Genomic DNA, 26,367 nt, shown 5'->3' on the forward strand with positions numbered 1-26,367 from the left:
TCAATCCCAGTTGTACGTGCCGTCGAGCAGTGCTTCGATCAGATCCGCGTGCATGACGAATTCGTCGCGGTTCTCGGGTTCGGTGGTCTCGCCGAAGTGGATCATCCGTCGCCAGATGCGGGCCATCACGACGCCGTGGCGCAGGGCCGCGTAGGTGAGGTACCAGTCCAGGTCTTGCAGGGTGTGGCCGGTGGCCTCGGTGTAGAGCTTCTCCACGTCGGAGCGCCGCATGTAGTCGGGCACGCCGGTCTGGCCGTACTTGGTGGCCATGTCCTGGAAGAAGCGGTGGATCAGCAGGGTCCAGGCGACGTCGAGTTCGCGCGGGCCGATCGCGGCCATCTCCCAGTCGAGGACGGCGTTGGGGGTCAGGCCCTCGAACATGATGTTGCCGGGCCGGGCGTCGCCCCAGCTGAGCACATCGGCGCTCGGGTGCTCGGGGAAGTTGTCCTCGAGCCACGCGAAGGCGCGGTCCAGGATCGGGATGTTGTAGCCGTCGTCGGTGAGAGCCCAGGCGTACCAAGCCTTCTGGGCGTCCAGGTGGCGGCGCAGCGCGGGGCCGTCGCCGTCGAGGTGCGGGAAGCGCTCGGCGGGCTTGTCGATGGCGTGGATGCGCGCGATCACGTCCACGGTGTTGCGGGTGATCTCCAGGCGCTGTTCGGGGGTGGCGTCGTAGAGCCAGCCGGTGAACACGTAGGGCGGGTTGTCGGACGGCGCCTGGCCGCCGACGCGCCGCATCACCAGGAACGGCGAACCGAGGATGCTGTCGTCGGCCTCGTACCAGCACAGCGGCGGGATCGGCAGGTCGGTGTGCTCGGTGACGGCCGCCATGGTCGCGAACTGGCCGCCGAGATCGTATTTCTCGAAGACCGGGAAGGAGTCGGCTTCCGGCGCGAGCCGGGCGACGAAGGATCCGCCGGCGGACTCGCCGTTCTCGGTCCATTCGGCGTCGAACAGCAGTGTGGCGCTGGACATGCCGCCGGACTGGGGGTGGGTGAGGGAGGTGACCCGGGGCGGGGTGTCGGACTCGACCTTGGTGGACAACCATTGGGCCAATCTCGTCGCGAGCTCGTCGTCATCGCGGTCGGAGACCGTCAATTCCCATTTCTCATTGAGATCGTCGGCGGACATTGCCGTCCCTTCTAGCGCACCCGCATCACCGTCGGCGATGTGGTCTGAGTAACACGTGCCCAAAATGTAACCGGTTCTAGTGGGGGGTGGGAAGTGCTCCCGGCGATTGGTGTAAGCAGTACCGCTGACCGGGATGACCGCTGGTCGGGGGTGTGGACTCGTGCTGCCCCGTAATCCCTTGGGAGGACTTCCGATTAGGCATATTCCGGGTCGGCTCAGGGTCTTCACGGAGGCGCCGCGCGGGGTCCGGAACCTAGCGTCGAAGGTCCGGATCGACGACGAGGGGATGTGGGATGAGCCTGCTGACGGCCGAGGACGGAACCGAACTGGCGGCGCGGCCGCCGGGGGAGCGCGCCGGCTGGAAACCGGCCACCCGGATTCTGTTCCGATTCGGCTTTCTCTATTTCGGGCTGTTCTGCGTGTTCTATCCGCAGCCGATCTTCGCCTTTCTCGGCGTCATCCAGGAATGGCTGCCGGAGAATATCCAGATCACCATGGTGAACTGGTATCACGCGCCGATCGAATGGGTCGGGCGGACCGTTTTCGGCGCCGACGTCGCCCTGAATCCGCAATCGGGCAGCGGCGATCAGGCGTATTTGTGGGTGCTGGTCTTCTGTGTCCTGGTGGTCGCCGACGTGGGCACCCTGGTCTGGAGTGTGCTGGACCGCCGCCGTACCGAGTACCGCCGTCTCGCGGGCTGGTTCCTGCTGTTCATCCGGCTCTGCCTGGCCGGGCAGATGCTGGGCTACGGCTTCGCCAAACTGGTTCCGACCCAGATGCCGGTGCCGCCGCTGGACGCGTTGGTCCAGCCGCTGGGCAGCATCACCCACTCGTCCATGCTGTGGCTGCAGGTCGGCACCTCGCCGGTCTACGAAATGCTGCTGGGCGGGGCCGAGGTCATGGGCGGCATCCTGTTGCTGCTGCCGCGCACCACGCTGGCGGGCGTCCTGCTGAGTCTGGTGAGCATGGCGCAGGTGTGGGTGCTGAACATGACCTTCGACATCCCGGTCAAGCTGCTGTCGTTCCATCTCATGCTGCTGTGCCTGGTGCTGCTGGTCCCGGAGGCGCGACGCCTGACAGCGGTGCTGACCGGCCGGGCGGCGGGACCCGCGGACACCCCGGAGCCGGTCTCGAGCGCCAGGGGACGCCGGATCCTGGTGATCGGGCAGGTGACCCTGCTCGTCTGGTTCCTGATCGCACAGGTGGTGCAGCAGACGCGGGCCTACCACGAGTGGGGCCCGGGGCGGCCGAAGTCGGAGCTGTACGGCATCTGGACGGTCACCGAATTCACCCGCGACGGGCAGACCGTGCCGCCGCTGGTGACCGATGAAACCCGGTGGCGGCGACTGGTGTTCGACAACCCCGAGGCGGCTTCCTACCAGTCGATGGACGACACGCTGACCACGGTCGGCGCGAAGATCGACGCGTCCGCGCACACGCTGGCGCTGCTCGCCCCCGGCGGTGAGGGTTCGGACGGCCCGCGTCCGCTGGCCACCTTCACCTTCGACCGCCCGCGATCCGAGCATCTGGTGCTGACCGGCGAGCTGTCCGGGCATCCGGTGACCGTCACCCTGCAACGCGTCGACGAGAGCGGTATCCGATTGCGGCAGGGCGGGATTCACCTGATCCAGGACGTCCCGCGGTTCAGCTGACACCGACGGTGCTGCACTGGTTGTCCCACAGCGGATTCGGCGCGAGGAACTCGCCGCTGCCCCGCACGAACGCCTGCCGGGCGTCGGCACTGCCCAGCAGGTGGGCGGCCAGCCAGGCCGTCGGATAGCCGAGGTAGCCGTGCACCCCGGTCGCGCACGGCCAGGCCGCGCCGGAGCAGTCCGGTTGGCCTTGCACGTCATTGTGATCCGGGGTGACCAGGGTGCCCCATGCCTTCGGGATTCCGGCGGGCACCGCGTCGTAAAAGGCCCGCATGGACTCCAGCCCGATGGCCTGCGCCGGCAACAGCTGATCCGACGGCGAGATGAGGGTGTCGGCCGCGCCGTTGACGAAGAACACCGAGCCCGCCGTCAACGCCCGGATATCGGGGCACGACACGCCGAAGACGCACAGCAGTTGGATCGGCAGTTCGATCGGCACCGCGGTCGTGATCCGGCCGCCGGAATGCGCCATGGCATTGAGGACTCCGGTCGCGCCCTGCGAATGTCCCACGGCCCCGACCGCATCCGGGTCGAGGTTGCCGTGGAACACGCTGCCGGGGTCCTCGGCCAGGCTCAGCAGCTTGTCCACCGCGCCCGCGATGTCCACGCCGGATCCGGTGGCGGCGTTCTCGGTGGCGATCACCACGAACCCCCACGAGGCGAAATGGCGGAGCAGGTAGGCGTATTGGCCCGGGTGCGCGTCGGTGCCGTCGCCCCAGGTGATGATGGGATGCCGGAATCCCTTGGCCCCCAGGTCGGTCGGATACCAGATGTCGTAGGCCGCTCCGGTGGAATCGCAGCAGGTGAAGGCCGTGTGCTCGGTCACCTGCCAGGGCCCCGGTTGCGAATACGCGCTCTCCACAGGCGGATCCGCGTGGCCGGTGCCCGGGGCGAGGCCGAGCGCCAGCAGCGCGGCGAGCAGGAGACTGCGAACGACCACGACGACCCTGCGTGTCATAGCTATTCAGCATAAGAACTGCCGGGCCGGTTCCGTCGCAAGTTACGCGGACCGCCGCGCGCGGTCCGCGCGGATCGTGAACTTCCTATCGATTGCTGCACGGACGCCAGGCGATTGTCGTGCGCGGCCCCGCACGCCGTACCCTGAATCCTTGTGCAGAACCCCGCAGCCACCCCCGATGACCAGCCGGTTCCCGTGTCCCGGGCCGAGACCGGTGACCCGAACTACCTGGTCGGCCTCGATCTGAACGGCCGCCGCGTGGTCGTGGTCGGCGGCGGCACGGTCGCGCAGCGGCGGCTCGGGCTGCTCATCGCCTCCGGTGCGGACGTGCACGTGATCAGCCGCGAGGTCACCCCGGCGGTCGAGGGCATGGGCACCATGGGGCAGCTGACCATCGAGCTGCGCGCCTACGCCGACGGCGACCTCGAGGGCGCCTGGTACGCCATGGCCTGCACCGACGAACCGGACACCAATGCCGCCGTCGTCGCCGAGGCCACCCGCCGCCGCATCTTCTGCGTGCGCGCCGACACCGCCCGCCTGGGCACCGCGGTCACCCCGGCGACCGCCCGCTACGACGGCATGACCCTCGGCGTGCTGGCGGGCGGGCAGCACCGCCGGTCCGCCGCGGTCCGCAACGCGCTGCTCGAGGCCCTGCAATCCGGTGTGGTGACCGATGATTCGGCCCCCGTCACCCCGGGCGTGGCCCTGGTCGGCGGCGGCCCCGGCGACCCGGACCTGATCACCGTGCGCGGCCGCCGCCTGCTGGCCCGCGCGAATCTCGTTGTCGCCGACCGGCTCGCGCCGCCGGAGCTGCTGGCCGAGCTGGGTCCCGACGTCGAGGTCATCGACGCCGCCAAGATCCCCTACGGCCGGGCCATGGCGCAGGAGCACATCAATGCCGCGCTCATCGAGGGCGCGAAGGCGGGCAAGTTCGTGGTCCGGCTCAAGGGCGGCGACAACTATGTCTTCGGCCGCGGCTACGAGGAACTCGAGGCGTGCGTCGACGCGGGCATCCCGGTGACCGTGGTTCCCGGCGTCACCTCCGCCATCTCGGTTCCGGCGCTGGCCGGTATCCCGGTCACCCACCGCGGCGTCACCCACGAGTTCGTGGTGGTCAGTGGCCATGTCGCCCCCGATCACCCGGACTCCCTGGTCGACTGGCCCGCCCTGGCCCGGCTGCGCGGCACCATCGTGCTGCTCATGGCCGTCGAGCGGATCGAGAAGTTCGCCGACGCCCTCATCTCCGGCGGCCGCGCGACCGACACCCCGGTCACCGTCATCCAGGAGGGCAGCCTGCGCACCCAGCGCATCCTGCGCGCCGACCTGGCCACGGTCGCCGAACGGGTCCGGGCCGAGGGCATCCGCCCGCCGGCCATCATCGTCATCGGCCCCACCGCCGGGTTCACCGCCGGAGCTCCGGACCTGGCCAACTCCTGACGAGCGTGGTGAGGACGGTTGCCCCGGTCACTGCATCCTCTAGAGTGAGCCCGTGCTCGATAACCCCGCTGCGACGATGCAGTATCCGGTGACCAAGCGGGCGTTCGGGCTCGCGATCCTCGTCCTCAGCGGGTTGCAGCTGATGGTCGTGCTCGACGGCACGGTCATGATCCTGGCGCTGCCCCGACTACAGGAGCAGCTGGGCCTGTCCAACGCTGGCAGCGCGTGGACGGTGACCGCGTACGGGCTGCCGTTCGCCGGACTCATGCTGCTGGGCGGGCGGCTCGGTGACTCGTTCGGCCGCAAGCGCATGCTCATCATGGGTGTCGGGCTGTTCACGGTGGCCTCGGCGCTGTGCGGCACCGCGCAGAACGAGGCATGGCTGATCGCGGCTCGCGCGCTGCAGGGCACGGGTGCGGCCATCGCCGCGCCGACGGCGTTCGCGTTGGTGGCGAGCACCTACGCGCCCGGTCCGGCCCGCAATCAGGCGGTGGCCATCTTCGGTTCCATGGTCGGTATCGGGTCGGTCGGCGGTCTGGTGATCGGTGGCGCGCTGACCGAGGTCGACTGGCGCTGGATCTTCTGGATCAATGTGCCGATCGGTCTGCTCATCGTGTGGGGCGCGGTCACCCAGCTGCGCGACACCGTGCACCACCGCATCTCGCTGGATGTGCGCGGCGCGGTGCTGGGCACGCTGGCCTGTGTGGCGATCGTGTTCGGCGCGACCGAGGGGCCCGAGATGGGCTGGACCAACCCGGTGATCCTGGGTTCGGTGATCGGCGGTCTGGTGCTGCTGGTGGTGTTCGTGCTCGCCGAGCGCGATGTCGAGAACCCGCTGCTGCCGTGGTCGCTGTTCGACAGCCGCGACCGCGTGATCACCTTCGTCGCGATCTTCCTGACCTCCGGCGTGCTCGGCGCCACCACCTTCTTCGTGGCCCAGTTCCTGCAGAACGTGCTGCGCTACAGCCCTTTGCACGCCGGTCTGGCCAGCATCCCGTTCACCCTCGGCGCGGGCGTCGGCACCGCGGTGGCCTCGAAGGCGTGCATGTATGTGCGGGCGCGCTGGCTGCTGCTGGCGGCGGCGGTGGTGCTGTCGGGCGCGCTGTATTTCGGTTCCACGCTGGACAGTTCGGCCGACTACTTCCCGACGCTGCTGGTCATGATGTCGATCGTCGGCTTCTGCGTGGGCACGGCCATCGTGATCCTGCCGCTGTGCGTGCTGGTCGGCGTGGACATGGCCCATATCGGTCCGCTGTCGGCGGTGGGGCAGATGTTCATGAACATGGGCACGCCGTTCGCGGTCGGCATCCTGAGCCCGGTCGCGCTGTCGCGCACGCTGTCGCTGGACAAGGGCGCGACGGGCAAGGTGAGCACCATGACCCAGCATCAGATCGACGCGCTGGGCAGCGGTTACACCCTGGTGCTGCTGGTCTGCGCCATCGGCACCGCGCTCATGGGCCTGCTGGCGTTGACGTTGCGGTACACGCCCGCGCAGCTGGTGCAGGCGCAGCACGCGCAGGACGAGGCGCAGAAGAACTGAGCCCGGCGCCCGGGGCCGCTTGGGTGTCAACACGTGTTGGCCTACACTTGTGGGCATGACTGTGGAGACGGGTCCCCGGCGCTCGGACGCCACCCGCGCCGCGATTCTCGAGGCGGCGCGCAAACGGTTCGCCGAGGACGGCTTCCGCAAGGCGACCATCCGGGCCATCGCCGCCGACGCGGGCATCGATCCGTCGATGGTGATGCGGTACTACGGCAACAAGGACGGATTGTTCGACGCCGCACTCGATGTCGACCTGGCCCTGCCGGATCTCGGTGCGGCCGCGCCGGATTCGGTGGGCGGCCTGCTGGCGGCGCGCTTCCTGGAACTGTGGGAGCAGCCGCCGACCAGCGAGATCCTGCTGACCCTGCTGCGCTCCGCGCTCACCGACGAAGGGGTGGCCGAACGCACCCGGCGCATCTTCGCCCAGCAGTTGATGCCCGCGGTGCTGGGTTTCGGCGACCCGGCCGACGCGCCGCACCGGGCGGGCCTGATCGCCGCGCAGATGCTGGGACTCGCCTTGTGCCGCTACATCTTGCGGCTGCCGCCGGTGGTGGCGCTCACCCAGGAGCAGATCGTGGCCGAGATCGGCCCCACCATCCAGCGCTACCTGTCCTCCTGACCCGCCGAGTGGTGAAAGCCACCGTTCTCGAGGGGTTTTCACGGGCCCGAACTTTCGGCACACTGCCCGGATGGGGATGAGCCTGGACACGGAACTGCTGGACCGCTGGACGAAACTGGCCGGGCCGCAGGCGCAGGCGGTGGGGGAGGACCTGGTCCGCCGCTATCGCGAGCCGCACCGCCGCTATCACACCGTCGAACACCTGGCCGCCATGCTCGCGGTCATCGACGACCTGGCCGCGGACGCCGACGACCTGGACGCGGTCCGCTATGCCGCGTTCTTCCACGACGCGGTGTACGCCATGGACGGCACCGACAACGAGGAGGCCAGCGCCCGCCTGGCCGAAACCGCGCTGCCCGCACTGGGAGTCGCGCCCGACCAGGTCGCGGAGGTCGCCCGCCTGGTCCGCCTCACCGGCGGCCACCACCCGGACCCCGCGGACCGCAACGGCGCGGTCCTCTGCGACGCCGACCTGGCCATCCTCGCCGCCGACCCCGCCGGATACGCCGCCTACACCGCCGCCGTCCGCGCCGAATACGTCCACGTCCCCGACAACCTGTTCCGCGCCGGCCGCGCCGCGGTCCTCGCCGCCCTGGCGGAAGGCCCCGCCCTCTTCCGCACCCCGACCGCGCTCCGGCGCTACGAGGCCGCGGCCCGGGCCAACCTCGCCGCCGAAATGGCCGCGCTCACAGGCGAATAGCGCATTCGGCTCAGCGGGTGCCCCACTTGTAGGTCTGTTTGCGCAGTTTCAGGTAGACCATGATCTCGGCGTGGCGGACGCCCGCGAGCGCGCGGATGCGGTTGGACACCAGGTCGAGTAGCGCTTCGTCGTCGGGGCAGACGGCTTCGCAGAGGATGTCGTAGCGTCCGGCGCAGATCACCACGTAGTTGATCTCGTCGATCAGGGCGAGCGCGTCGGCGACCGGCTGCACCGACCCGTCGACGGTGATGGCGAGCATGGCCTGCCGGAACAGTCCGACCTGCAGCGGGTCGGTGACGGCCACGATCTGGATGACGCCGGCGTCGGCGAGCTTGGTCACTCGCTGCCGCACCGCCGCCTCGGACAGCCCGACCACCTTGCCGATGGTGGCGTAGGGCCGCCGCCCGTCCTCCTGCAGTTCGGTGATGATGCGTTTGGAGATGTCGTCGAGGTGCGGGGCGCCGCGTCCGGAGGTCTGGTCGGTCACGTGTGATCATCCTTCCCGAGAAACCCGGTACGTTGGAGAGCACGCCTTCTCCGGCGGCATTCGGTCCGACAAGGATGATCTCCCGTGAAGTACGTTCCCCGCGCGGTTCTGTTCCTCTGCGTACCCGCGCTGTTGTTCCTGCTCCCGTGGTGGCTGCTGGTCTACACCACCCTCTCCGGTGCGGCCTTCTGGCTCGGCACCGCGGTCTTCCTGCTCGGATACCTGGCGCTGCCCGCGGGCATGCTGCTCGGGCACGGGCCCCGGCAGTCGGACGCTGCGGCCCTGGTGGGCGACACCCTGCTGGGTGTGATGTGGGTGGTGTTCAGCTGGTCGGCGATCGGCGCGGTCGTGCGCGGCGGCCTGGCGGTGGCCGGGGTGGACGATCCGGCCCGCTCCCGGATCGTGGCCGCGGGCGTGCTCGCGGTCGCGGTGGTGCTGACCGCGTACGCGATCTACAGCGCCCGCAAGGTGCCGACGGTGCGGACCGTCGAGGTCGAGATCCCGCGTCTGGGAGCCGGATTGGACGGCTTCCGGCTGGCCGTGGTCACCGACACCCATTTCGCCGCGACAGACCGGCTGCGCTGGTCGGAGAAAGTCGTGGCCGAGGTCAACGCCCTGCGCCCCGACATCGCCTGCCACGCGGGCGATCTCGCGGACGGTTCGGTGGCCAAGCGGGGCGCGCAGGTGGATCCGCTGGGCAAGGTCGAGGCCGAGTACGGGCGCTTCTACATCACCGGCAATCACGAGTACTTCGGTGACGCTCCCGGCTGGATCGAGCACATGGCGGGCCTGGGCTGGCGGCCGATGCGCAATGAGCACGAGGTCATCACCCGCAACGGCGACAGCCTGGTGATCGCGGGCATCGACGACCCGACCGGCACCAGCCTGACCGGTCACGGCCCCGATCTGCCCGCGGCCCTCGCCGGCGCGGACCCGAACCTGCCGGTGATCCTGCTGGCGCATCAGCCCCGCCAGGTCGCCGACGCGGTGGCGTCCGATGTGGCCCTCCAGATCTCGGGTCACACCCACGGCGGTCAGATCTGGCCGTTCCACTACCTGGTCCGCCTGGAGCAGCCGGTGGTGGCGGGCCTGAGCCGCCACGGCGAGCGCACCCAGCTCTACACCAGCCGCGGCACCGGCTTCTGGGGTCCGCAGCTGCGCCTGTTCGCCCCGAGCGAGATCACCCTGCTGATCCTGCGTTCGCCCCGCTGATCTACCGATCCGCCAGTCGCCGAACGGATTCGGCGTAGGCGGCCGGGTGGGTCAGGTTGCCGTTGTGGCCGCCGGGGAATTCGGTGGCCTCGACGCCCATCAGTTCGGCCAGTTCGAACGCGCACAGGCGGTCGAAGACCTGCGCCGGGGTACGGCGTCCGACGGCGGGCAGGATGCGGGTGCTGGTCCGCGTCAGCCGGTCGACATCGAGCTGGTCCTCGCGGATGGCCGTGAAGTCCCGCTCGATGAAATAGGTGAAGTTCGCGGCCCTTTCGGGCGTGATGGGCGGCAACTGCACGCCCTCCTCGATCTCCTGGTCGGCGGGGTTGATGCCGAGCGTGCGGGCCATCGGGGCCAGCGCGGCCCGCCACCCCTCGGCGCGGCACACCTCCTGGCATTCCTCGAGTTCGCGCTGGTGGTGCGCGCGCTGGGTGGCCGCGAGCAGCCACGGCGAGACCGGTTCGTGCGCGATGAGGGTGTGCACCTGCTCGGGATGCGTTGCGGCCAGGTGCAATCCGAGGGACGCGCCCATGCTGCACCCGAGCATCAGGACGGGCTGGTCGGCAATGGCGGTCAGCAGCCGGTGCACGTCGTCGGCGTGCGCGGCGACGCTGGGCCGCGCGCTCGGCTCGTGAATCCGGCTGCGCGACAGCCCCCGTCGGTCGTAGGTGACAACGGTGAATTCGTTCTCCAGGTTCCGCACCAGGCCCTCGCTGCGGCGTGCGTCGCCCTCGCCGCTCTGGGAGATGAGCAGCATCGGTCCGGTGCCGCGGATTTCGTAGTACAGCTCGGCGCCGTCGACGGGGAGGGTGGCGGTCTCGATCGTGGTCATGCCATCACCGTAATCCATCTTTTCTGATGTATCAAGAGTGATGTATCTGAATTGATGTATCGTCGCCGTATGAACGGAGTCGAGCTGTTCCTGCTGGGTCGCGCCCTCATGAAGATGGGGGAGCAGGCCCTGCCCGGCGCGGGCGAGCGCACGGGAAACCGCGCGGTACTGGTCGTCATCGGGGACGTGCTCGAACACCCGGGCACCACGATCAGCGAGGTGACCGGTCGCACCGGGCTCCCGCAGAGCGCGGTCTCGGGTGCCGTTGCCCGGCTGCGGGAGACGGGTTCGGTGGTGGCCCGGACCGATCCGCACGACCGCCGCCGCTCACTGCTCGAACCCGCCCGCGAGTTGTCCGAACGGGTGTCTCAGGTCCGGGCCACCAGCATCGACGACACCCTCGCCGCGGCCCTGGGCGACGCCGATCCCGCCGCCCTCGCCGACGTGCTCGCGGCGCTGGAGCTGCTGTCGACGCGCCTGGGCATCCGCCCGGGCGCGACCGTCGACTAGCTGTCGAACCCCAGCCCCGTGTAGTCGAGGGTCTTCAGCCACAGATTGCGCCGCCCCTGCCGCGCGTCCGCGCGGGCCAGGGACCAGCGGGTGAGGTGAATTCCCGCGGAGCGCAACGGTTCCGGCGGCAGCGGCAACGGCCGCGAGCGCACCATGCGCAGCCGGGTGCGTTCGGTGTCGAGGCCCCACAGCTGATCGAGCATGACCTCCGCGCCGAAGCGGGTCGCGCCGACTCCGAGCCCGGTGTATCCGGCCGCGTACACCAGCCGGCCCTTGTACGCCGAGCCGAAGAAGGCGCAGAACCGGCCGCAGGTGTCGATGACCCCGCCCCAGCGATGGGTGAACCGCACGCTCTCGAGCTGCGGGAAGGTCTGGAAGAAGTGCCGGGCCAGGGTCTCGAAGGTGGCCTCGTTGTATTCCAGCCCGGGCGCGATGCGGTTGCCGAAGTGGTAGATGGCGTCGTAGCCGCCGAACAGGATCCGGTTGTCGCTGGTCAGCCGGTAGTAGTGGAAGCGGTAGGAGGCGTCCCCGACGCCGGTGCGGGTGCCCCAGCCGATGCTGTCGAGCTGGTCGGCGGTGAGCGGTTCGGTCATCAGCGCGTAGTCGTAGACCGGCACCACGTGCCGGCTCACCTTGGGCAGCGGTCCCGCGAATGCGCTGGTGCACAGGGCGACCCGCGGGGCGCGCACCTCGCCGTGCGGTGTGTGCAGGGTCAGTCCGCCGCAGGATTTCGACATGCGTTGCACGGGAGTGCCTTCGAAGATCCGCACCCCCGATTCCAGGCAGGCGCGCCGTAATCCCCACGCCAGCCGCGCCGGATCGAGCATGGCGACGCCGTCGCGGTCCCACCATCCGCCGAGATACGTGGGGGAGTGCACCATGCCCTGGACCTGCCCGGCGTCGAGCAGCCGGGTGCGGTGGCCGAGCGCCTCGGCGGCGTCGTGGCTCTCGCGCAGCCAGGCGAGTTCGTGTGGGGCGGTGGCGACTTCGAGTTCCCCGGTGCGTTCGAAGTCGCAGTCGATGCCGTACTGGACGAGGGCCTTCTCGATGTCGTCGAGGTTGGCGCGTCCCAGCCGTTCCAGCTGCCCGATCTCGTCGGGGAAGCGTTCGAGCCCGTTGGCCAGGCCGTGGGTGAGGCTGGCGGAGCAGAACCCGCCGTTGCGCCCGGAGGCCGCGTGCCCGCACAGCCCCGATTCCACCAGCACCACATCGATTTCCGGATCGCGTTCCTTGGCCAGCAGCGCCGTCCACAACCCGCTGTAGCCGCCGCCGATGACGGCCAGCCCCGCGTCGACGGCGGTGGTGAGGGGGTCGGTGGGGGCCGGCCGCTCGGGCCGGTCGGTCCAGTACGGCGTCGGCGCCGCATCCGCCAGCGCCGACGCCCACCGTTTGCTCTCCTTGGCCGACATGGCCGATCAACTCCTTCTCTCATACCGCGCGGCAGGCATCGGGGTACGCGAAAGCCGCCGATGGCCCGGACGGGTCCAGTCGGCGGCTTTCGGGAGAGTCAGCTGGTGGCGGCGCGATCCTCGGAGCGGCGGGACATGCGCAGGGTGGACCGCAACACCTCTGTCGGCATCATCGGCAGGTCCATTTCCGCCTCCTCCTGATGTCATGAGGATAGCTCAGAAATGCGGGGGCAGCCCCGACCGAATCCACTTCGCGACGCGAATGGTTTATTCGGCGCGGAAGATCACGTCGTGCCAGGGTTTGCGGGCGGCGCCGGTGATATCGGACATGACATGCTTGATATTCGTGTACTCCTCGAATGCGTAGGCGGACATGTCCTTTCCGAATCCGGAGGATTTGAACCCGCCGTGCGGCATTTCGCTGACGATCGGAATGTGGTCGTTGATCCACACACACCCGGCCCGGATCTCCCGGCTCGCCCGCTGGGTGCGGAACACGTCGCGTGACCACGCCGAGGCGGCCAGGCCGTAGTCGGTGTCGTTGGCCAGGGCGATGGCCTCGTCGTCGGTGTCGAACGGCAGCACCACCAGCACCGGGCCGAAGACCTCGCGTTGCACGATCTCGGAGTCCTGGGCCGCGCCGGTGATCAGGGTCGGCTCGAAAAACGCGCCGGCCGCGGGCGTGTGTGCCGGAATTCGGCCACCCCGAACGACTTTCGCGCCGGATTCGCGGGCCCGCTCGACCATGCCCTGTACTTTCTCGCGGTGCGCGCGGGAAATGAGCGGCCCCATATCGGTGCCGGGGTCCTCGACGGGGCCGAGCGTGACCCGGTCCATGAGCTCGGCGACCCGGCCCACGAATTCCTCGAACAAGGGCCGCTGCACATAGGCGCGGGTGGCCGCGGTGCAATCCTGCCCGGCGTTGATGAGCGCGCCGGCCACCGCGCCGCGTGCCGCGGCCTCGGGGTCGGCGTCGTCGAAGACGACGAAGGGCGCTTTGCCGCCCAGCTCGAGGTGTACCCGTTTGACCGCGCCCGCGGCGGCGGCCGCCACCTGCTTGCCGACGGCGGTGGAGCCGGTGAAGGACACCATCGCCACCGCCGGATGCTCCACCAGCGGCTGCCCCGCCTGGAGGCCGGTGCCGGTGAGGACGTTGATCACGCCCGGCGGCAGGCCCGCGGCCGTGGCCGCCTCCGCGAACAGCAGGGTCGACAGCGGGGTCAGCTCCGACGGTTTGAGCACCACGGTGTTCCCGGCGGCCACGGCGGGCAGGATCTTCCAGGCCGCCATCTGCAGCGGGTAGTTCCACGGCGCGATGGACCCGATGACGCCCAGCGGTTCGCGCCGGATGGCGGAGGTGTGGTCGCCGGAGTACTCCGCCGCCGCCTTGCCCTCCAGCTGCCGGGCGGCCCCGGCGAAGAAGGCGGTGTTGTCGATGGTGCCGGGCACGTCGAACTCGCTCGCCAGGCGAATCGGCTTGCCCGCGTTCACGCTCTCGGCGGCGGCGAGTTCCGCGGCGCGCTCGCGCAGCACCCGGGCCCACTCGTGCATGAGGTCCGAACGCGCGCCCGGCGTGCGCCCGGCCCAGTCGGGGAAGGCGTCCCGGGCCGCCGCCACCGCCGCCGCGGTGTCCGCGGCGTTCGCGCCCGCGCCCGTCGCGATCACCGCGCCGGTGGCCGGCGCGGTGATCGACAGCGGCGCTCCGGATCCGGATCGCCGTGTGCCGCCGATGAATTGCAGGTCCTGCTGATTCACTGCGCTCCTGAAGAATCGAGTCCGCCGTCGGGGATCACACAGTATGGCCGTCGGCGACGGTCAGTGCCTGGTCGAGAATGGCGAGCCCCTCCTTGGCCTCGGCCTCGCCGACGATGCAGGGCGGGACCACGTGCAGGCGGTTGAAGTTCACGAACAGCAGCAGTCCGGCGGCCTTGGCGGCGGCGACGGCCTCGACCATGGCCCGGCTGGTGCCACCGTAGGGCGCGAGGGGTTCGCGGGTGGCGCGATCGCGGACGAGTTCGACGGCCCAGAACACGCCCAGACCCCGGACCTCGCCGACGCTCGGATGCCGTTCGGCCAGTTCGCGCAGGCCGGGGCCGAGGACGCGCTCACCCATGTCGGCGGCGTTCTCCACGATGCGTTCCTCCGTCATCGCGTTGATGGTCGCGACCGCGGCGGCCGTGGCCAGCGGATGCCCGGAGTAGGTGAGCCCGCCCGGATACGGGCGGTCGTCGAAGGTGGCGGCGATGTGCGGCGCGATGGCGACGCCGCCCAGCGGCACGTACCCGGAGTTGACGCCCTTGGCGAAGGTGATCAGGTCGGGCACCACGCCGAAATGGTCGATGGCGAACCAGCGTCCGGTGCGCCCGAAACCCGCCATCACCTCGTCGGCGATGAACACGATGCCGTAGCGGTCGCACAGTTCCCGCACGCCGGCCAGATAGCCGGGTGGCGGAACCATGATTCCGGCGGTGCCGGGCACCGATTCGAGGATCACGGCCGCGATGGTGCCCGGCCCCTCGAGTTCGATGGTCTGCTCGAGGTGCCGCAGCGCGCGGTCGCACTCCTCGGCCTCGGTGGTGGCGTGGAACTCCGAGCGGTACAGGTACGGCCCGAAGAAGTGCACGACGCCGGCGTTGCCGTGATCGTTGGGCCAGCGGCGGGGGTCGCCGGTGAGGTTGATCGCGGTCTCGGTGCCGCCGTGGTAGGACCGGTAGCGCGCGAGCACCTTGTACCGCCCGGTGTGCAGGCGCGCCATGCGTACCGCGTGCTCGACGGCATCGGCGCCGCCGTTGGTGAAGAAGATCCGGTTCAGCTCCCCGGGGGTGCGTTCGGCGATGAGCCGCGCGGCTTCCGAGCGTGCGTCGTTCACGTACGCCGGTCCGATGGTGCACAGCGTGGCCGCCTGCTCCTGGATGGCGGCCACCACCTTCGGATGCTGGTGCCCGATATTGGTGTTCACCATCTGCGAGGAGAAGTCGAGCAGCCGGTTGCCGTCGCCGTCCCACACGTAGCAGCCCTGGGCCGCGGTGATCACCATGGGGTTCAGCGACTTCTGCGCGGACCAGGAGTGGAAGACGTGCTCGCGATCCAGTTCGTAGGCGCGGGCGGCCCGTTCGCGCGCCGCCTCGGGGGTCAGGCCATGGGGCAGGGTCATCGCAGGTCCTTCGATCGTGTCAGCCGTCAGTGGTTCTGGGGGAAGCCGAGATTCAGGCCGCCGTGGCTGGGATCGAGCCAGCGGGTGGTGACGGCCTTGGTGCGGGTGAAGAAGTGCACGCCGTCGGCGCCGTGCGCGTGCGAGTCGCCGAACAGGGAGTTCTTCCAGCCGCCGAAACTGTAGTAGGCCATGGGGACCGGGATGGGGACGTTGATGCCGACCATGCCGACCTCGACCTCGTTGTGGAAGCGCCGCGCCGCGCCGCCGTCATTGGTGAACAGGGCGGTGCCGTTGCCGTAGGGGTTGGCGTTGATCAGGGCCAGCGCCTCGTCGTAGCTGTCCACCCGGACCACCGACAGGACCGGGCCGAAGATCTCGTCGGTGTAGACGCTCATCTCGGGCGTCACGTGGTCGAGAATGGTGGGGCCCAGCCAGAATCCGTCCGCTCCGCCGTCGGCGGCCACGGTACGCCCGTCGAGAACCACTGTCGCGCCGGAGGATTCGCCCGCCGCGATGTAGGACGCCACCCGGTCGCGGTGCGCGGCGGTGACCAGCGGGCCCATATCGGTGCCGCGGGTGCCGTCACCGGTGCGAATGGTCTCGGCGCGCTCGGTGATGCGCGCCACCAGGTCGTCGGCGATGTCCCCGACGGCCACCAGCGCGCTGATCGCCATGCAGCGTTCCCCGGCCGAGCCGAAGCCCGCGTTCACGGCGGCGTCGGCGGCCAGGTCCAGGTCGGCGTCGGGCAGCACCACCATGTGGTTCTTGGCCCCGCCCAGCGCCTGCACCCGTTTCCCGGCGGCGGTGCCGTGCTCGTAGACGTACCGGGCGATCGGTGTCGACCCGACGAACGACACCGCCTTGATCGCGGGGTTGCGCAGCAGTTCGTCGACCGCGGTCTTGTCGCCCTGGACCACGTTGAACACCCCGTCGGGCAGCCCGGCCTCCTGCCAGAGTTCGGCCATCCACAACGAGGCCGAGGGATCCTTCTCGCTCGGCTTGAGCACCACGGTGTTCCCCGCTCCGATGGCGACCGGGAAGAACCACATCGGCACCATGGCCGGGAAGTTGAACGGCGAGATGATCGCCACCGGGCCCAGCGGCTGGCGCACGGAGAAGATGTCGACCTTGGTGGAGGCGTTCTCGGTGTAGCCGCCCTTGAGCAGATGCGGTATGCCGCACGCGAATTCGACGATCTCCAGGCCGCGGGACACCTCGCCGAGGGCGTCGGCGAGCACCTTGCCGTGTTCGGCGGTGATGATCGCGGCGAGCTCCTCCTTGCGCTCGTTGAGCAGTTCGCGGAACCGGAACAGCACCTGGGTGCGCTTGGCCAGCGAGGCGTCGCGCCAGGCGGGGAAGGCGGCGACGGCGGCGTCGACCACCGTCCGCACGTCGGCCGCCGACGCCAGGGCGACCTCTCCGGTCACCGCGCCGGTGGCCGGATTGGTGACGGGCGCGGTCTCGGCGCTGGAACCGGTGAACGTCTTGCCGTCGAGCCAGTGTGCGATGGTCTGCATGTCTCCTCGATTCCGTGATTCCGCCGGTCGGGCCGCGGTTCGTCCGTCCCTACTGTGCGCCATTACCGGCCGGTTGATACCCGACATTGTGTATTTGTTTTCGAGTTTCGTATTACGATTCGTCGGTGCTCCTCTCCGTTGCTGACGTGCTGGCCATGCCGGTCGTGCGCGCCGGGCTGCCGGAGGTCGTGGGCGGCGGTCCGCTGGATCGGCCGGTGCGATGGGTGCACGTCAGCGAACTGGCGGATGTCGCGAAGCTGTTGGTCGGCCGGGAACTCATTCTCACCACCGGGCAGGCGCTGGCTGGTAGCGACGCCGAGACCGTGGCCTATCTGGAATCCCTGGCGGGGGCGGGGGTGTCGGGGCTGGTGGTCGAATTGGGCACCTCGGTGCGGGAGTTCACGCCCGTGGTGGCGCGGACCGCGGACCGGCTGGGTCTGCCGGTGGTGGCGCTGCACCGGGTGGTCCGGTTCGTGGAGATCACCGAGGCGGTGCACCGGGTGATCGTGGCCGACCAGTACGAGGAGCTGGAGTTCGCGCGCACCGTGCACGAGACCTTCACCGCGCTCAGCGTGCGGCGCGCGTCGCTGGCCGAGATCGTCAAGACCGCCGCGGGCATGCTCGACGCCTCGGTCGTGCTCGAGGATCTGGCGCATCGGGTGCTGGCGCTGACCGCGCGCCACACCGGCACCTCGGCGCTGCTCGACCGCTGGGAGGCCACCTCCCGGCTGCTGTCGGACGCCGATCCGAATGTGGTTCCGGTGGGCCCGCATACCCAGCGCTGGGGCCGGCTCATCCTGCGTTCGAACCGCGTGACCAGTGCTCGCGCCCGCATGGTGCTGGAACGCGCGGCCCAGACGCTCACCCTGCACCGCATGATCGAGCGCGACCGGTTCGGCCTGCACCGGCAGGCGCAGACCGGGCTCATCGACGACATGGTCAACGGCCGCCTCACCGACGAGCGTGACGCCGTCGCGCTGGCCGCCGCGCTGGGCCTGGCCCGCCGGGTCCGCTATGTGCCCCTGGCGTTGGAGGTCGCCGCGGCCGCCGAGTCGGATCCGGTTGCGCAGCAACGGCGTACGGCCGCGCTGCTGGACGCGGCGCTGCACGGGGTGGCACTGGCCAAGGCGACCGCGCTGGCCGCGCCCGACCACGGCAATCGGGTCACCTTCGTACTGGGCGTGCCGCGCGGCGGTGACCTCGACGCCGCGCTCACCGCGATCTGCGTGGCCATGCTCGCCGAGGTTCGCCGGGTGCCCGGCGTGGGGCGCGTGGTGATCGGCGTCGGCGGTGAATCGGACTCGTTGCTCGACACCGCGCGCGAACTGGCCCAGGCGGCGCATGTCGCGGAAGTAGCGCTCTCCCTGGACGCTTCGACGCCGCGCCCGTTCTATCGCAGCGGCGACGTCCGGCTGCGCGGCTTGCTCTCGCTCATCCGCGACGAGCCCGGGGTGCAGCGTTTCGCCGAGACCGAACTGAGCGCCCTGCTGCGCCACGACATCCGCAACGCCACCGACCTGACCCGCACCCTGCGGCAGTTCCTGGACCTGGCGGGCAACAAGACCGAACTCGCGAAGCGACTCAACATCAGTCGCCCCACCCTCTATGACCGGTTGTCGCGGATCGAGCGCATCCTCGACGTCGATCTGGACAATGGCGAGACCCGGACCTCCCTGCATGCCGCGCTGCTGATCCGCGACCTGGCCACGGCGGGCGAGACCCGGTGAGCCCGGCTCAGGCCGGGTCGGCGCCCATCGGGTTCGGGTAGGGGATCTCGCCGCTGCGGGCCACCGCGCGGGCGGCGGGCGTCAGCACCGCGAGGGTCTCGACGATGCCGGGAACATCGCGGTAGGCGGTCATGGCCAGGGCGTCGGTGCGGGCCTCGATGTGGTCGCGCAGCGCGTGCCCGGTGTCGGTGAGGCCGCCCTCGGCATCGAGCAGGCCGCGGTCGGCGAGCCGTTCGCATGCCGCCTGCCAATCGGTTTCGCTCCAGCCGCGATTGTCCCGCCAGATCTGGGCGGGGACACCGCTGCCGGCGGAGAACAGCACGTGCGCCTCGCAGCCGTCGATGCCCTCGGTGAGCAGGCAGGCCACGTGCCCGTCGCCGCGGTGTTCGCGCAGCGCGGTGACTGCCTGCCAGAGCGCGTGCACGGCGTCGCCGGGTGTGGGCAGGTCGCGGTTGGCGGCGAACAGCGCGCGGCCCCCGGCCGGGGCGTCGGCGACAGCCCGCTGCAGGTGGGGTACGGAGCGGGCGGCGACGGCCGCGATATCGGGGACGATGGCGCGCAGGACCGCGGCGGCGGCGATGGTGCGGGTGGCGACGACCGCGTCGGGCGTGGCGAAGCCCCAGGCGTCGGGCAGGGCCCGCCGGATCATCGCGGGGTGGAAGTTGTAGAAGGTGGCCTCGACCACCGAGGGGCCGACCGCGCCGAACGGAGCGGAGCGGGCGGCGAAGTAGCCCATCCAGAAGCCGCGCAGGCCAACGGCTTTGTTGGCGGCGATGCAGTCCGCGGAGAAGTAGGTGACGGCGTGCAGCGGTTCCAGCACGCGCCACAGGTCGCGGGCGAAGGCGTTGTCCATGGGATCGACTCTAGCGGCTGAGTTCAGTTAACTGAAGTCAGGTGAGGGGAAACGCGCGTCGCCCGCCCGACGATTTGTAAAGGGCTGGACGGTCTTTCGGTCCGACTGTAAGGGTAGTGACCTGAGTCACACCACCGGTCGATGGCGGTAACGCCGTTTCATATCCGCGCAACATTCCGGCCCGCACAATTCCTCGCAGGTCATCGACCAGAGATAGAGGAGTCACACCATGGAACCGAGTGCACCGGTAGCGCTTTCGGGAGAATCCGGCGAATCCGAACCGGGGGTGTCGCGGCTCAAACCCAATGTGGTGGGTCTGCTCGGCGTGGTGTTCATGGCCGTCGCGACCGCCGCGCCCATCACCGCCATGACCGGCAATGTGCCGTTCATGATGTCGGCGGGCAGTGGAATCGGCACGCCCGCGGCCTTTCTGATCGCCATGGTGGTGCTCGCGGTGTTCACCGTGGGATTCACCACCATGGCCAGGCACATCACCGCGACCGGCGCGTTCTACGGATTCATCTCCTTCGGGCTGGGCCGCACCGCGGGCCTGGCAGCCGGACTGCTGGCCGCCTTCGCCTACATGGTGTTCGAGCCGTCGCTGATCGGCATCTTCTCCAGCTTCGCCCACAACACCGTGCGTGAGCAGCTCGGAATGGACGTGCCCTGGTGGGTTTTCGCGATTCTGATGCTGGTGATCAACGCGGTGGGCACCTGGTTCGGCGTCGCTCTCGCCGAACGACTACTGGTCGTCCTGCTGGCGACCGAGGTGACCGTGCTGTTCATCATGGCCGTGTCGGTGCTGCTGCACGGCGGCGGACCGGACGGCATCTCGCTCGCGCCGATCAACCCCGTCAACGCCTTCCACGGCCCGTCCGCGGGACTGGGACTGTTCTTCGCCTTCTGGTCGTGGGTCGGGTTCGAGTCGACCGCCATGTACGGCGAGGAATCCAAGGATCCGAAGCGAATCATCCCGCGCGCCACCATGATCGCGGTGCTCGGTGTCGGAGTCTTCTACCTGTTCGTGTCCTGGATGGCGATCTCCGGCAGCGGTGGTGACAAGGCCCTGGAACTGGCCGCGTCCGACAATCCGATGAACGTGTTCTTCGCGCCTACCGAGCGCTATGTCGGGCACTGGGCGGTCGACGCCATGCAGTGGCTGATGGTCACCGGCTCGCTGGCCTGCGGCATGGCCTTCCACAACTGCGCCGCTCGCTACCTGTTCGCGCTCGGTCGCGAGGGTGTGGTGCCGGCGCTGCAGCGCACCATCGGCAAGGCTCATCCGGAGCACGGTTCGCCGCACATCGCGGGTCTGGTGCAGACCGTCGTGGCGGCGCTGTTGGTGCTGGCGTTCGGGCTCGCCGGCAAGGATCCGTACGCGGGCCTGTACACCCTGCTCGCGGTGCTGGGCACGATGGCGATCCTGATCGTCCAGGCCACCTGCTCGTTCGCGGTGATCGCCTACTTCCGGACCAACCACCCCGAGAGCCGGCACTGGTTCCGCACGCTGGTGGCCCCGCTCGTCGGTGGCGTGGCCATGATCGGCGTGGTGCTGCTGCTGGTTCTCAATATGGACACCGCGGCCGGGACCGAAGCCGGATCGATGATCCTGAAGGCGACGCCGTACCTGGTCGCCGCGGTCGCCCTCGCGGGCCTCGGCTACGCCGCCTATCTGCGGCGCACCGACCCCGCGCGATACGCGCTGCTGGGCCGGACGGTGCTCGAGGAATCGCACGAGCGCTGAGCGCGGGCGCTCGGATCCCCGGTGTGGGCGGTGGCAGCATGGTCGGCATGATCAATGCGCAGGATCTGCTGGCCACCGCCTACGAAGAGGCGCAACTCGGCCTGCTGGAGGGTGGAATCCCGATCGGGGCGGCCCTTTTCGACAGCACCGGCACGCTGCTCGGCCGCGGCCACAATCGCCGCGTCCAGGACGACGATCCGAGCGTGCACGCCGAGACCGACGCCTTCCGCAATGCCGGTCGCCGCCGCGACTACCGCGACACCATCATGGTCACGACGCTGTCCCCGTGCTGGTACTGCAGCGGCCTGGTCCGCCAGTTCGGCATCGGCGCGGTCATCGTGGGGGAGTCGCGGACCTTCACCGGCGGCCACGATTGGCTTGCCGAGCACGGGGTTTCGGTCACCGTGCTCGACGATCCGGCCTGCGTGGACATGATGACGCGCTTCATCGCCGAACGCCCCGACCTGTGGAACGAGGACATCGGAGTGCCGCGATGACACCCATCGCGACCATCGACCTGGACCGCTGGCGGGCGGGCGGCGAAGCCGCGGCGGAGGTGCTGCACGAGGTGGACGCCGGCCTGCGGCGCGCCGGATTCCTGCTGGTGCACGGGCACGGTGTGCCGCAAGGACTTCCGGGTGAGCTGCGAGCGGCGGCCCGCCGCTTCTTCGCGCTGCCGCCCGCGGTGAAACAGCGTTATGCGGTGTCGGTCGGCGGCCGTGGCTGGATCGGTCCGGGACTCGAGGCCAACGGCTACTCCGAGGGCACCGAGACGCCGCCGGATCTGAAGGAGACCTTCGCCGTCGGCGCGGACACCCGCATCGGCGATCCGCGCGTGGACCGGGTCTGGTTCCTCGACAACGTGTGGCCGGAGGAGGTGATCGAACTGCGGGAGCTGCTGCTCGCCTACACCGCCGCGGTGCGCGTCCTCTCCGATGAGCTGCTGGCCTTGTTCGCCGCGGCACTCGGCCTGCGGCACAACCCTTTCGAGCGCCTGACCGCCCGGCCCACCTGGACCTGCAATATCAACCACTACCCGCCGTTGACCGAGCTCGGCCCGCCCGAACCCGGCCAGTACCGCATCGGCCCGCACACCGACTTCGGCACCGTCACCGTCCTGGACCGCGAGCCCGGCGCGGGCGGGCTGCAGGTGTACACCGACGACGGCGGCTGGGCCGACGCGCCTTACGACCCCGCCGCGCTCACCGTGAACATCGGTGACCTGCTGGCCTATTGGAGCGGCCACCGCTGGCCCGCGGGCCGGCACCGCGTGCTGCCGCCGCAGGCCGTCGCTCCCGAGGAGGACCTGGTCTCCCTGATCTACTTCTACGAACTCGACCACGACGCCCGGGTGACCCCGCTCGGGCCGCCCATCGGCCGCGTCACGGGCCTCGCGCCGGTGGTCTCCGCCGAATTCCTGCGCACCCGATTGGATGCGATCACCCTGGGGTGACCGGGATCCGGCGCGGGACGTTAGCGCGACTCCTCGGAAGGAGCCCAGCGGTTGGCGGTGAGGGCGTAGCCGGGCAGTTCGGCGGTCGACATCTTGGACTCGTAGATGCGCTGGTAGCCGGTGCTGGCGATGCGCCATACGCCGTCCTCGCGGCGGTAGGTGTCGTGGTAGTAGGCCGCGCCGCGGATCAGCAGGCCGTAGTCGGCGGCGATGACCGTGTCCTCCAGGCACCAGCTGCCCGAGGCGGTGTCGCCGTCCACGGTGATCTCCGGGTGGTTGGCGACGTGCACGGTGATGATGTTGCCGCTGAGCGCGCCCCGCATGTAGTCGACGATCTGGTCGCGGCTGGTGAACTGCGCGGGCAGGCCACCCGAGGGCGAACCGTAGGAGCCGACGATGTCGGCGCACAGCGTGTCCGCGAACTCGTCCCACTGCTTGAGGTCGAGGGTGCGGAGGTAGCGGTACTTGAGTGCGCGAATCGATTCGAGTGCTGCGAAATCCATACCGCAATGTAGCCGAATCGGACACCAACCTACCAAGCGTTTGCTACGTTTCGGACATGATTTCCACCCTGGTCTGGGGCACGGGCAATGTCGGCCGGGCGGCCATCCGGGCTGTCGCGGCGCATCCCGAACTGGAGCTGACCGGCGTTCTGGTCCACAATCCCGACAAGGTCGGCCGCGACGCCGGCGCGCTCGCCGGATTGGACGTCGACCTGGGGGTCGCGGCCGTCGACGACATCGACGCCGCGCTGGCCGCGGGCCCGCGGGCCGTGGTGTACGCCGCCTCCGGTGACATCCGCCCCGACGACGCCGTCGCCGATATCGAACGCGCCCTGCGCGCCGGGGCCGTCGTGGTCACCCCCGCGCTGTACGCGCTCTACGACCACCGCAGCGCCCCCGCCGAACTGCGCGACCGGGTCACCGCCGCCGCCACGGAAGGCGGTGGCACGCTGTTCGTCTCGGGCATCGACCCGGGCTGGGGCAACGACATCCTGCCGCTGCTGATGAGCGGCCTGGGCAGCACCGTGGACGTGCTGCGCTGCCAGGAGATCTTCGACTACACCACCTACGACCAGCCCGATTCGGTGCGCTATCTGGTCGGTATGGGTCAGCCCATGGACTATCAGCCGCCCATGCTGGCCCCGACCATCCCGACCATGGTGTGGGGCGGGCAGATTCGGCTCATCGCGCGCGGACTCGGCGTGGCGCTCACCGACATTCGCGAGGTGGTGGAGCGCCGTCCCCTCGCGGACACCGTGGAGACCGAGCTGATGGGCAAGTTCGAGGCGGGCACCCAGGGCGCGGTGCGCTTCGAGGTGCAGGGCATCGTCGACGGCAACCCGCGCATCATCATCGAGCACGTCACTCGCATCCACGCCAGTTGTGCTCCCGACTGGCCGCAGCCGCCCAGCGGCGCGGGCGCGCACCGCGTCATCATCGAGGGCCGTCCCCGCATCGAGATCACCGTGCAGGCCACCGACGAGGACGGCAATCACTCCGCGGGCGGAAACGCCACCGCGGTGGGCAGATTGGTGAACGCGCTCCCGTGGCTGGCCACCGCGGAACCCGGTTTGTACGACGCACTCGACGTGCCCCTGCCGTTCGGCACTCTCGGAAGACAGCAAATTTCAAAGGAGCCCGCATGATCATCGACATCCCCGAGGGCAAGGACCCCATCGGCTACGTCTGGGGCGAGATGGTCCCCGGCATCGGTGTGGCGGCCTCCAACTTCTCCCTCGCCGTGTACTCGCACAGCACCCTGGGCCTGCGCGAGTTCGAGGCCGCGCGGCTGCGCATCGCGCAGATCAACGGCTGCCTGTTCTGCCTGGACTGGCGCACCGACCGCAATGGCGAGAAGGTCGAGGAGTCCTTCGCCGACGACGTCACCAACTGGCGCACCACCGAGAACTTCGACGACCGCGTCCGACTGGCCGCCGAATACGCCGAGGTCTACACCCTCGACCACCACTCGCTCGACGACGAGTTCTTCGAGCGCATGAAGAAGCACTACACCGACGCCGAGATCGTGGAACTGTCCATGTGCCTGGGCTCCTGGCTGGCCTTCGGTCGCCTCAACCACGTGCTCGGCCTGGACGCGGTCTGCGTGCTGCCGGGTCACTCCGCGTCGTAGGTCACAGGCTCCAACCCGCCGTCGCGGCCAGTTTGCGCAGGATGTTCCACTGCTCGAAGTCGGCCGCGACGGGTCCGCAGGCGCCGGGCGTCACGGGCGGGACATTCCATTGCGGGGCATCGAGATCGGGCGCCCCGGTGAAGTCGAGCACCTCGGCGATATTGCGGGCGGCGGCGTCGCGGGGAGTCAGAGGCTGCAGGCCCCAACGCCATTCGATGGCCTTGAGCACCGAGGTGTGGTCGTACACCTGATGCGCGACGTGCCCGCGCCGCGCGCGTGGCGAGATGACCAGGCACGGCACCCGGAATCCGCGTAATCCCCAGTCCGGGTTGGCGTCCGGCGCGACCTGCGGCGGCACGTGGTCGAAGAACCCGCCCCATTCGTCGTAGTTGATGATCAGCAGCGTCCGCGACCACACCGGGCTCTTGGTGACGGCCTGATACACCTGGTTCAGAAACGCCTGTCCGGCACGGATATCGGCGTGCGGGTGGTCGTCGGCGGAGGTGCCGGTGGCTTCGTCGAGGAATTTGGGGTCCACGAAGGACACCGCGGGCAGCGTCCCGGCCGCGCAGTCGGACAGGAAGGCCGGGAACCGGCGCGCGATGGAGATGTACTTCGTGCCCCACAGCGCCAGGAACGGCGCGTCGTAGAAGTAGTAGCGGGCCTGAACATCGGCTTCCTTCAACCGATCCCAGATGGTCGGGAGCTTCGAGACGTCGGTCGAGCTGTGGATCCGATCCGTCTGCGCCGCATGCTGATAGAACCGGTTCGGCAGCGTCTCGGCCATGATCGCCGCGAAGTAGTTGTCGCACACCGTCCACGCCGGCGCCGCGTTCCCGTAGAACCCGAGGTCCTCCTTCCGGTAATACCCGATCGAGAACTCGTCATTGGTCCCGGCCCGCAACCACCCGTCGCACTTGCCGTCGTTGAACTCGACCCGCCCGCCCTCGAACGAGTGATCCGGATCGTGATACTCGCACCCCTGCGTGGTGGCGAGATGGAATGTCTTGCGCACCAAACCGTTTCGATCGGCGAACGCGAGATCCTGCTTCCCGTTCGCCCCCGGCAGCCATCCCAGGTAGTGATCGAACGATCGATTCTCCATCATCACCACGATGATGTGGTCGATCCCGCTCTCCGCGGGCACGGGCATCGACGCGGTCTCCGGCGTGCACCCCACCGTCGACCCCGCCACAGCCCCCAACGCGAGGGCCCCGGCCCCCGCCAGCACGGTCCGCCGCGTGGCGGTCCCCCGAACGATTCCCATCACGAATTATGAATCGCCCGGACCACCCCCAA

Annotated in this window: 24 protein-coding genes; 13 read left to right on the forward strand and 11 right to left on the reverse strand. The window is 69.6% G+C overall.

Annotated features, from left to right (window positions below):
* Complete coding sequence (locus ACQP06_RS10795) at positions 1-1,128, reverse strand: phosphotransferase family protein (protein WP_433672079.1); 1,128 nt, start codon at positions 1,126-1,128, stop codon at positions 1-3.
* 293 nt (positions 1,129-1,421) lie between these two features.
* Between ACQP06_RS10795 and ACQP06_RS10800 the strand changes: the two genes are divergently transcribed.
* A complete protein-coding gene (locus ACQP06_RS10800; RefSeq protein ID WP_433672080.1) occupies positions 1,422-2,780 on the forward strand; it encodes a DoxX family protein in 1,359 nt (452 codons plus the stop codon).
* On the opposite strand, the gene ACQP06_RS10805 is transcribed toward ACQP06_RS10800, so the two are convergent.
* Entirely contained in the window at positions 2,773-3,738 is a 966-nt protein-coding gene (locus ACQP06_RS10805) for a hypothetical protein (protein WP_433672081.1), read from the reverse strand. The two genes, ACQP06_RS10800 and ACQP06_RS10805, sit on opposite strands and share 8 nt — an antisense overlap.
* A 195-nt stretch (positions 3,739-3,933) precedes the next feature.
* Here ACQP06_RS10805 and cobA point away from each other — a divergent pair, with 195 nt between their 5' ends.
* The 4 genes from cobA to ACQP06_RS10825 all read left to right on the forward strand — a co-directional run bounded on the left by cobA (position 3,934) and on the right by ACQP06_RS10825 (position 8,037).
* Complete coding sequence (gene cobA / locus ACQP06_RS10810; protein WP_433673289.1) at positions 3,934-5,175, forward strand: uroporphyrinogen-III C-methyltransferase; 1,242 nt, start codon at positions 3,934-3,936, stop codon at positions 5,173-5,175.
* Positions 5,176-5,251: 76 nt separating this feature from the next.
* Positions 5,252-6,715: an MFS transporter gene (locus tag ACQP06_RS10815; RefSeq protein ID WP_433673290.1), complete on the forward strand. Its 1,464-nt coding sequence runs from the start codon at positions 5,252-5,254 to the stop codon at positions 6,713-6,715.
* Between the two features lie 55 nt (positions 6,716-6,770).
* Entirely contained in the window at positions 6,771-7,337 is a 567-nt protein-coding gene (locus tag ACQP06_RS10820; RefSeq protein WP_433672082.1) for a TetR family transcriptional regulator, read from the forward strand.
* Positions 7,338-7,407: 70 nt separating this feature from the next.
* Positions 7,408-8,037: an HD domain-containing protein gene (locus tag ACQP06_RS10825; protein WP_433672083.1), complete on the forward strand. Its 630-nt coding sequence runs from the start codon at positions 7,408-7,410 to the stop codon at positions 8,035-8,037.
* A gap of 10 nt (positions 8,038-8,047) precedes the next feature.
* Here the strand turns inward: ACQP06_RS10825 and ACQP06_RS10830 are convergent, their stop codons facing one another.
* Positions 8,048-8,524, reverse strand: a complete 477-nt coding sequence (locus tag ACQP06_RS10830) for an Lrp/AsnC family transcriptional regulator (protein WP_433672084.1) — start codon at positions 8,522-8,524, stop codon at positions 8,048-8,050.
* 84 nt (positions 8,525-8,608) lie between these two features.
* Between ACQP06_RS10830 and ACQP06_RS10835 the strand changes: the two genes are divergently transcribed.
* Positions 8,609-9,736, forward strand: coding sequence for a metallophosphoesterase (locus ACQP06_RS10835; protein ID WP_433672085.1), 1,128 nt, complete (start codon positions 8,609-8,611; stop codon positions 9,734-9,736).
* A 1-nt stretch (position 9,737) separates the two neighbouring features.
* Here the strand turns inward: ACQP06_RS10835 and ACQP06_RS10840 are convergent, their stop codons facing one another.
* Entirely contained in the window at positions 9,738-10,568 is an 831-nt protein-coding gene (locus ACQP06_RS10840) for an alpha/beta fold hydrolase (protein ID WP_433672086.1), read from the reverse strand.
* Between the two features lie 69 nt (positions 10,569-10,637).
* Between ACQP06_RS10840 and ACQP06_RS10845 the strand changes: the two genes are divergently transcribed.
* A complete protein-coding gene (locus tag ACQP06_RS10845; RefSeq protein ID WP_433672087.1) occupies positions 10,638-11,078 on the forward strand; it encodes a MarR family winged helix-turn-helix transcriptional regulator in 441 nt (146 codons plus the stop codon).
* Here ACQP06_RS10845 and ACQP06_RS10850 read toward each other — a convergent pair.
* From ACQP06_RS10850 to ACQP06_RS10865, 4 genes are all read right to left on the reverse strand, one after another.
* Positions 11,075-12,487 carry an NAD(P)/FAD-dependent oxidoreductase gene (locus ACQP06_RS10850; RefSeq protein ID WP_433672088.1) on the reverse strand — a complete coding sequence of 471 codons (1,413 nt, stop codon included), beginning with the start codon at positions 12,485-12,487 and terminating at the stop codon, positions 11,075-11,077. The two genes, ACQP06_RS10845 and ACQP06_RS10850, sit on opposite strands and share 4 nt — an antisense overlap.
* A 267-nt stretch (positions 12,488-12,754) precedes the next feature.
* Complete coding sequence (locus tag ACQP06_RS10855; RefSeq protein WP_433672089.1) at positions 12,755-14,242, reverse strand: aminobutyraldehyde dehydrogenase; 1,488 nt, start codon at positions 14,240-14,242, stop codon at positions 12,755-12,757.
* Positions 14,243-14,276: 34 nt separating this feature from the next.
* Entirely contained in the window at positions 14,277-15,641 is a 1,365-nt protein-coding gene (locus ACQP06_RS10860; protein WP_433672090.1) for an aspartate aminotransferase family protein, read from the reverse strand.
* 26 nt (positions 15,642-15,667) lie between these two features.
* Positions 15,668-17,158: a CoA-acylating methylmalonate-semialdehyde dehydrogenase gene (locus ACQP06_RS10865; protein WP_433672091.1), complete on the reverse strand. Its 1,491-nt coding sequence runs from the start codon at positions 17,156-17,158 to the stop codon at positions 15,668-15,670.
* A gap of 125 nt (positions 17,159-17,283) precedes the next feature.
* Between ACQP06_RS10865 and ACQP06_RS10870 the strand changes: the two genes are divergently transcribed.
* Complete coding sequence (locus tag ACQP06_RS10870; RefSeq protein ID WP_433672092.1) at positions 17,284-18,885, forward strand: PucR family transcriptional regulator; 1,602 nt, start codon at positions 17,284-17,286, stop codon at positions 18,883-18,885.
* Positions 18,886-18,892: 7 nt separating this feature from the next.
* Here ACQP06_RS10870 and ACQP06_RS10875 read toward each other — a convergent pair whose 3' ends face one another.
* Positions 18,893-19,738 carry an SCO6745 family protein gene (locus ACQP06_RS10875; RefSeq protein WP_433672093.1) on the reverse strand — a complete coding sequence of 282 codons (846 nt, stop codon included), beginning with the start codon at positions 19,736-19,738 and terminating at the stop codon, positions 18,893-18,895.
* A 229-nt stretch (positions 19,739-19,967) separates the two neighbouring features.
* Between ACQP06_RS10875 and ACQP06_RS10880 the strand changes: the two genes are divergently transcribed.
* The 3 genes from ACQP06_RS10880 to ACQP06_RS10890 are packed head-to-tail and all read left to right on the forward strand — an operon-like array spanning position 19,968 to position 22,935.
* On the forward strand, positions 19,968-21,482 hold the full coding sequence (locus ACQP06_RS10880) for an APC family permease (protein WP_433672094.1): 1,515 nt from the start codon (positions 19,968-19,970) through the stop codon (positions 21,480-21,482).
* A gap of 47 nt (positions 21,483-21,529) precedes the next feature.
* Positions 21,530-21,979 (forward strand): nucleoside deaminase, encoded by a 450-nt coding sequence (locus ACQP06_RS10885; RefSeq protein ID WP_433672095.1) that lies wholly within the window; start codon positions 21,530-21,532, stop codon positions 21,977-21,979.
* Positions 21,976-22,935, forward strand: a complete 960-nt coding sequence (locus ACQP06_RS10890) for an isopenicillin N synthase family dioxygenase (RefSeq protein ID WP_433672096.1) — start codon at positions 21,976-21,978, stop codon at positions 22,933-22,935. Before ACQP06_RS10885 ends, ACQP06_RS10890 begins: the two co-directional genes overlap by 4 nt.
* A gap of 20 nt (positions 22,936-22,955) precedes the next feature.
* On the opposite strand, the gene ACQP06_RS10895 is transcribed toward ACQP06_RS10890, so the two are convergent.
* Positions 22,956-23,438: a nuclear transport factor 2 family protein gene (locus tag ACQP06_RS10895; protein ID WP_433672097.1), complete on the reverse strand. Its 483-nt coding sequence runs from the start codon at positions 23,436-23,438 to the stop codon at positions 22,956-22,958.
* A gap of 56 nt (positions 23,439-23,494) precedes the next feature.
* On the opposite strand from ACQP06_RS10895, the gene ACQP06_RS10900 reads away from it, so the two are divergent.
* Positions 23,495-24,583 (forward strand): NAD(P)H-dependent amine dehydrogenase family protein, encoded by a 1,089-nt coding sequence (locus ACQP06_RS10900; RefSeq protein WP_433672098.1) that lies wholly within the window; start codon positions 23,495-23,497, stop codon positions 24,581-24,583.
* Positions 24,580-25,068, forward strand: coding sequence for a carboxymuconolactone decarboxylase family protein (locus tag ACQP06_RS10905; protein WP_433672099.1), 489 nt, complete (start codon positions 24,580-24,582; stop codon positions 25,066-25,068). Before ACQP06_RS10900 ends, ACQP06_RS10905 begins: the two co-directional genes overlap by 4 nt.
* Before the next feature lies 1 nt (position 25,069).
* On the opposite strand, the gene ACQP06_RS10910 is transcribed toward ACQP06_RS10905, so the two are convergent.
* A complete protein-coding gene (locus ACQP06_RS10910; RefSeq protein WP_433672100.1) occupies positions 25,070-26,335 on the reverse strand; it encodes an alkaline phosphatase family protein in 1,266 nt (421 codons plus the stop codon).
* Positions 26,336-26,367: the final 32 nt, after the last annotated feature.

Origin of the sequence: Nocardia sp. CA-136227 (assembly GCF_050955695.1) — a bacterium.
Classification (GTDB): domain Bacteria; phylum Actinomycetota; class Actinomycetes; order Mycobacteriales; family Mycobacteriaceae; genus Nocardia.

What these genes read in the sequence shown, in the direction of transcription:
- ACQP06_RS10910 (WP_433672100.1), bottom strand. Translation starts at nt 26,335, where the DNA reads ATGGGAATCGTTCGGGGGACCGCCACGCGGCGGACCGTGCTGGCGGGG.
- ACQP06_RS10795 (WP_433672079.1), bottom strand. Translation starts at nt 1,128, where the DNA reads ATGTCCGCCGACGATCTCAATGAGAAATGGGAATTGACGGTCTCCGAC.
- ACQP06_RS10850 (WP_433672088.1), bottom strand. Translation starts at nt 12,487, where the DNA reads ATGTCGGCCAAGGAGAGCAAACGGTGGGCGTCGGCGCTGGCGGATGCG.
- ACQP06_RS10890 (WP_433672096.1), top strand. Translation starts at nt 21,976, where the DNA reads ATGACACCCATCGCGACCATCGACCTGGACCGCTGGCGGGCGGGCGGC.
- ACQP06_RS10900 (WP_433672098.1), top strand. Translation starts at nt 23,495, where the DNA reads ATGATTTCCACCCTGGTCTGGGGCACGGGCAATGTCGGCCGGGCGGCC.
- ACQP06_RS10815 (WP_433673290.1), top strand. Translation starts at nt 5,252, where the DNA reads ATGCAGTATCCGGTGACCAAGCGGGCGTTCGGGCTCGCGATCCTCGTC.
- ACQP06_RS10895 (WP_433672097.1), bottom strand. Translation starts at nt 23,438, where the DNA reads ATGGATTTCGCAGCACTCGAATCGATTCGCGCACTCAAGTACCGCTAC.
- ACQP06_RS10885 (WP_433672095.1), top strand. Translation starts at nt 21,530, where the DNA reads ATGATCAATGCGCAGGATCTGCTGGCCACCGCCTACGAAGAGGCGCAA.
- ACQP06_RS10800 (WP_433672080.1), top strand. Translation starts at nt 1,422, where the DNA reads ATGAGCCTGCTGACGGCCGAGGACGGAACCGAACTGGCGGCGCGGCCG.
- ACQP06_RS10805 (WP_433672081.1), bottom strand. Translation starts at nt 3,738, where the DNA reads ATGACACGCAGGGTCGTCGTGGTCGTTCGCAGTCTCCTGCTCGCCGCG.
- ACQP06_RS10845 (WP_433672087.1), top strand. Translation starts at nt 10,638, where the DNA reads ATGAACGGAGTCGAGCTGTTCCTGCTGGGTCGCGCCCTCATGAAGATG.
- ACQP06_RS10880 (WP_433672094.1), top strand. Translation starts at nt 19,968, where the DNA reads ATGGAACCGAGTGCACCGGTAGCGCTTTCGGGAGAATCCGGCGAATCC.
- ACQP06_RS10825 (WP_433672083.1), top strand. Translation starts at nt 7,408, where the DNA reads ATGGGGATGAGCCTGGACACGGAACTGCTGGACCGCTGGACGAAACTG.
- ACQP06_RS10905 (WP_433672099.1), top strand. Translation starts at nt 24,580, where the DNA reads ATGATCATCGACATCCCCGAGGGCAAGGACCCCATCGGCTACGTCTGG.
- ACQP06_RS10865 (WP_433672091.1), bottom strand. Translation starts at nt 17,158, where the DNA reads ATGCAGACCATCGCACACTGGCTCGACGGCAAGACGTTCACCGGTTCC.
- ACQP06_RS10875 (WP_433672093.1), bottom strand. Translation starts at nt 19,738, where the DNA reads ATGGACAACGCCTTCGCCCGCGACCTGTGGCGCGTGCTGGAACCGCTG.
- ACQP06_RS10860 (WP_433672090.1), bottom strand. Translation starts at nt 15,641, where the DNA reads ATGACCCTGCCCCATGGCCTGACCCCCGAGGCGGCGCGCGAACGGGCC.
- ACQP06_RS10840 (WP_433672086.1), bottom strand. Translation starts at nt 10,568, where the DNA reads ATGACCACGATCGAGACCGCCACCCTCCCCGTCGACGGCGCCGAGCTG.
- ACQP06_RS10820 (WP_433672082.1), top strand. Translation starts at nt 6,771, where the DNA reads ATGACTGTGGAGACGGGTCCCCGGCGCTCGGACGCCACCCGCGCCGCG.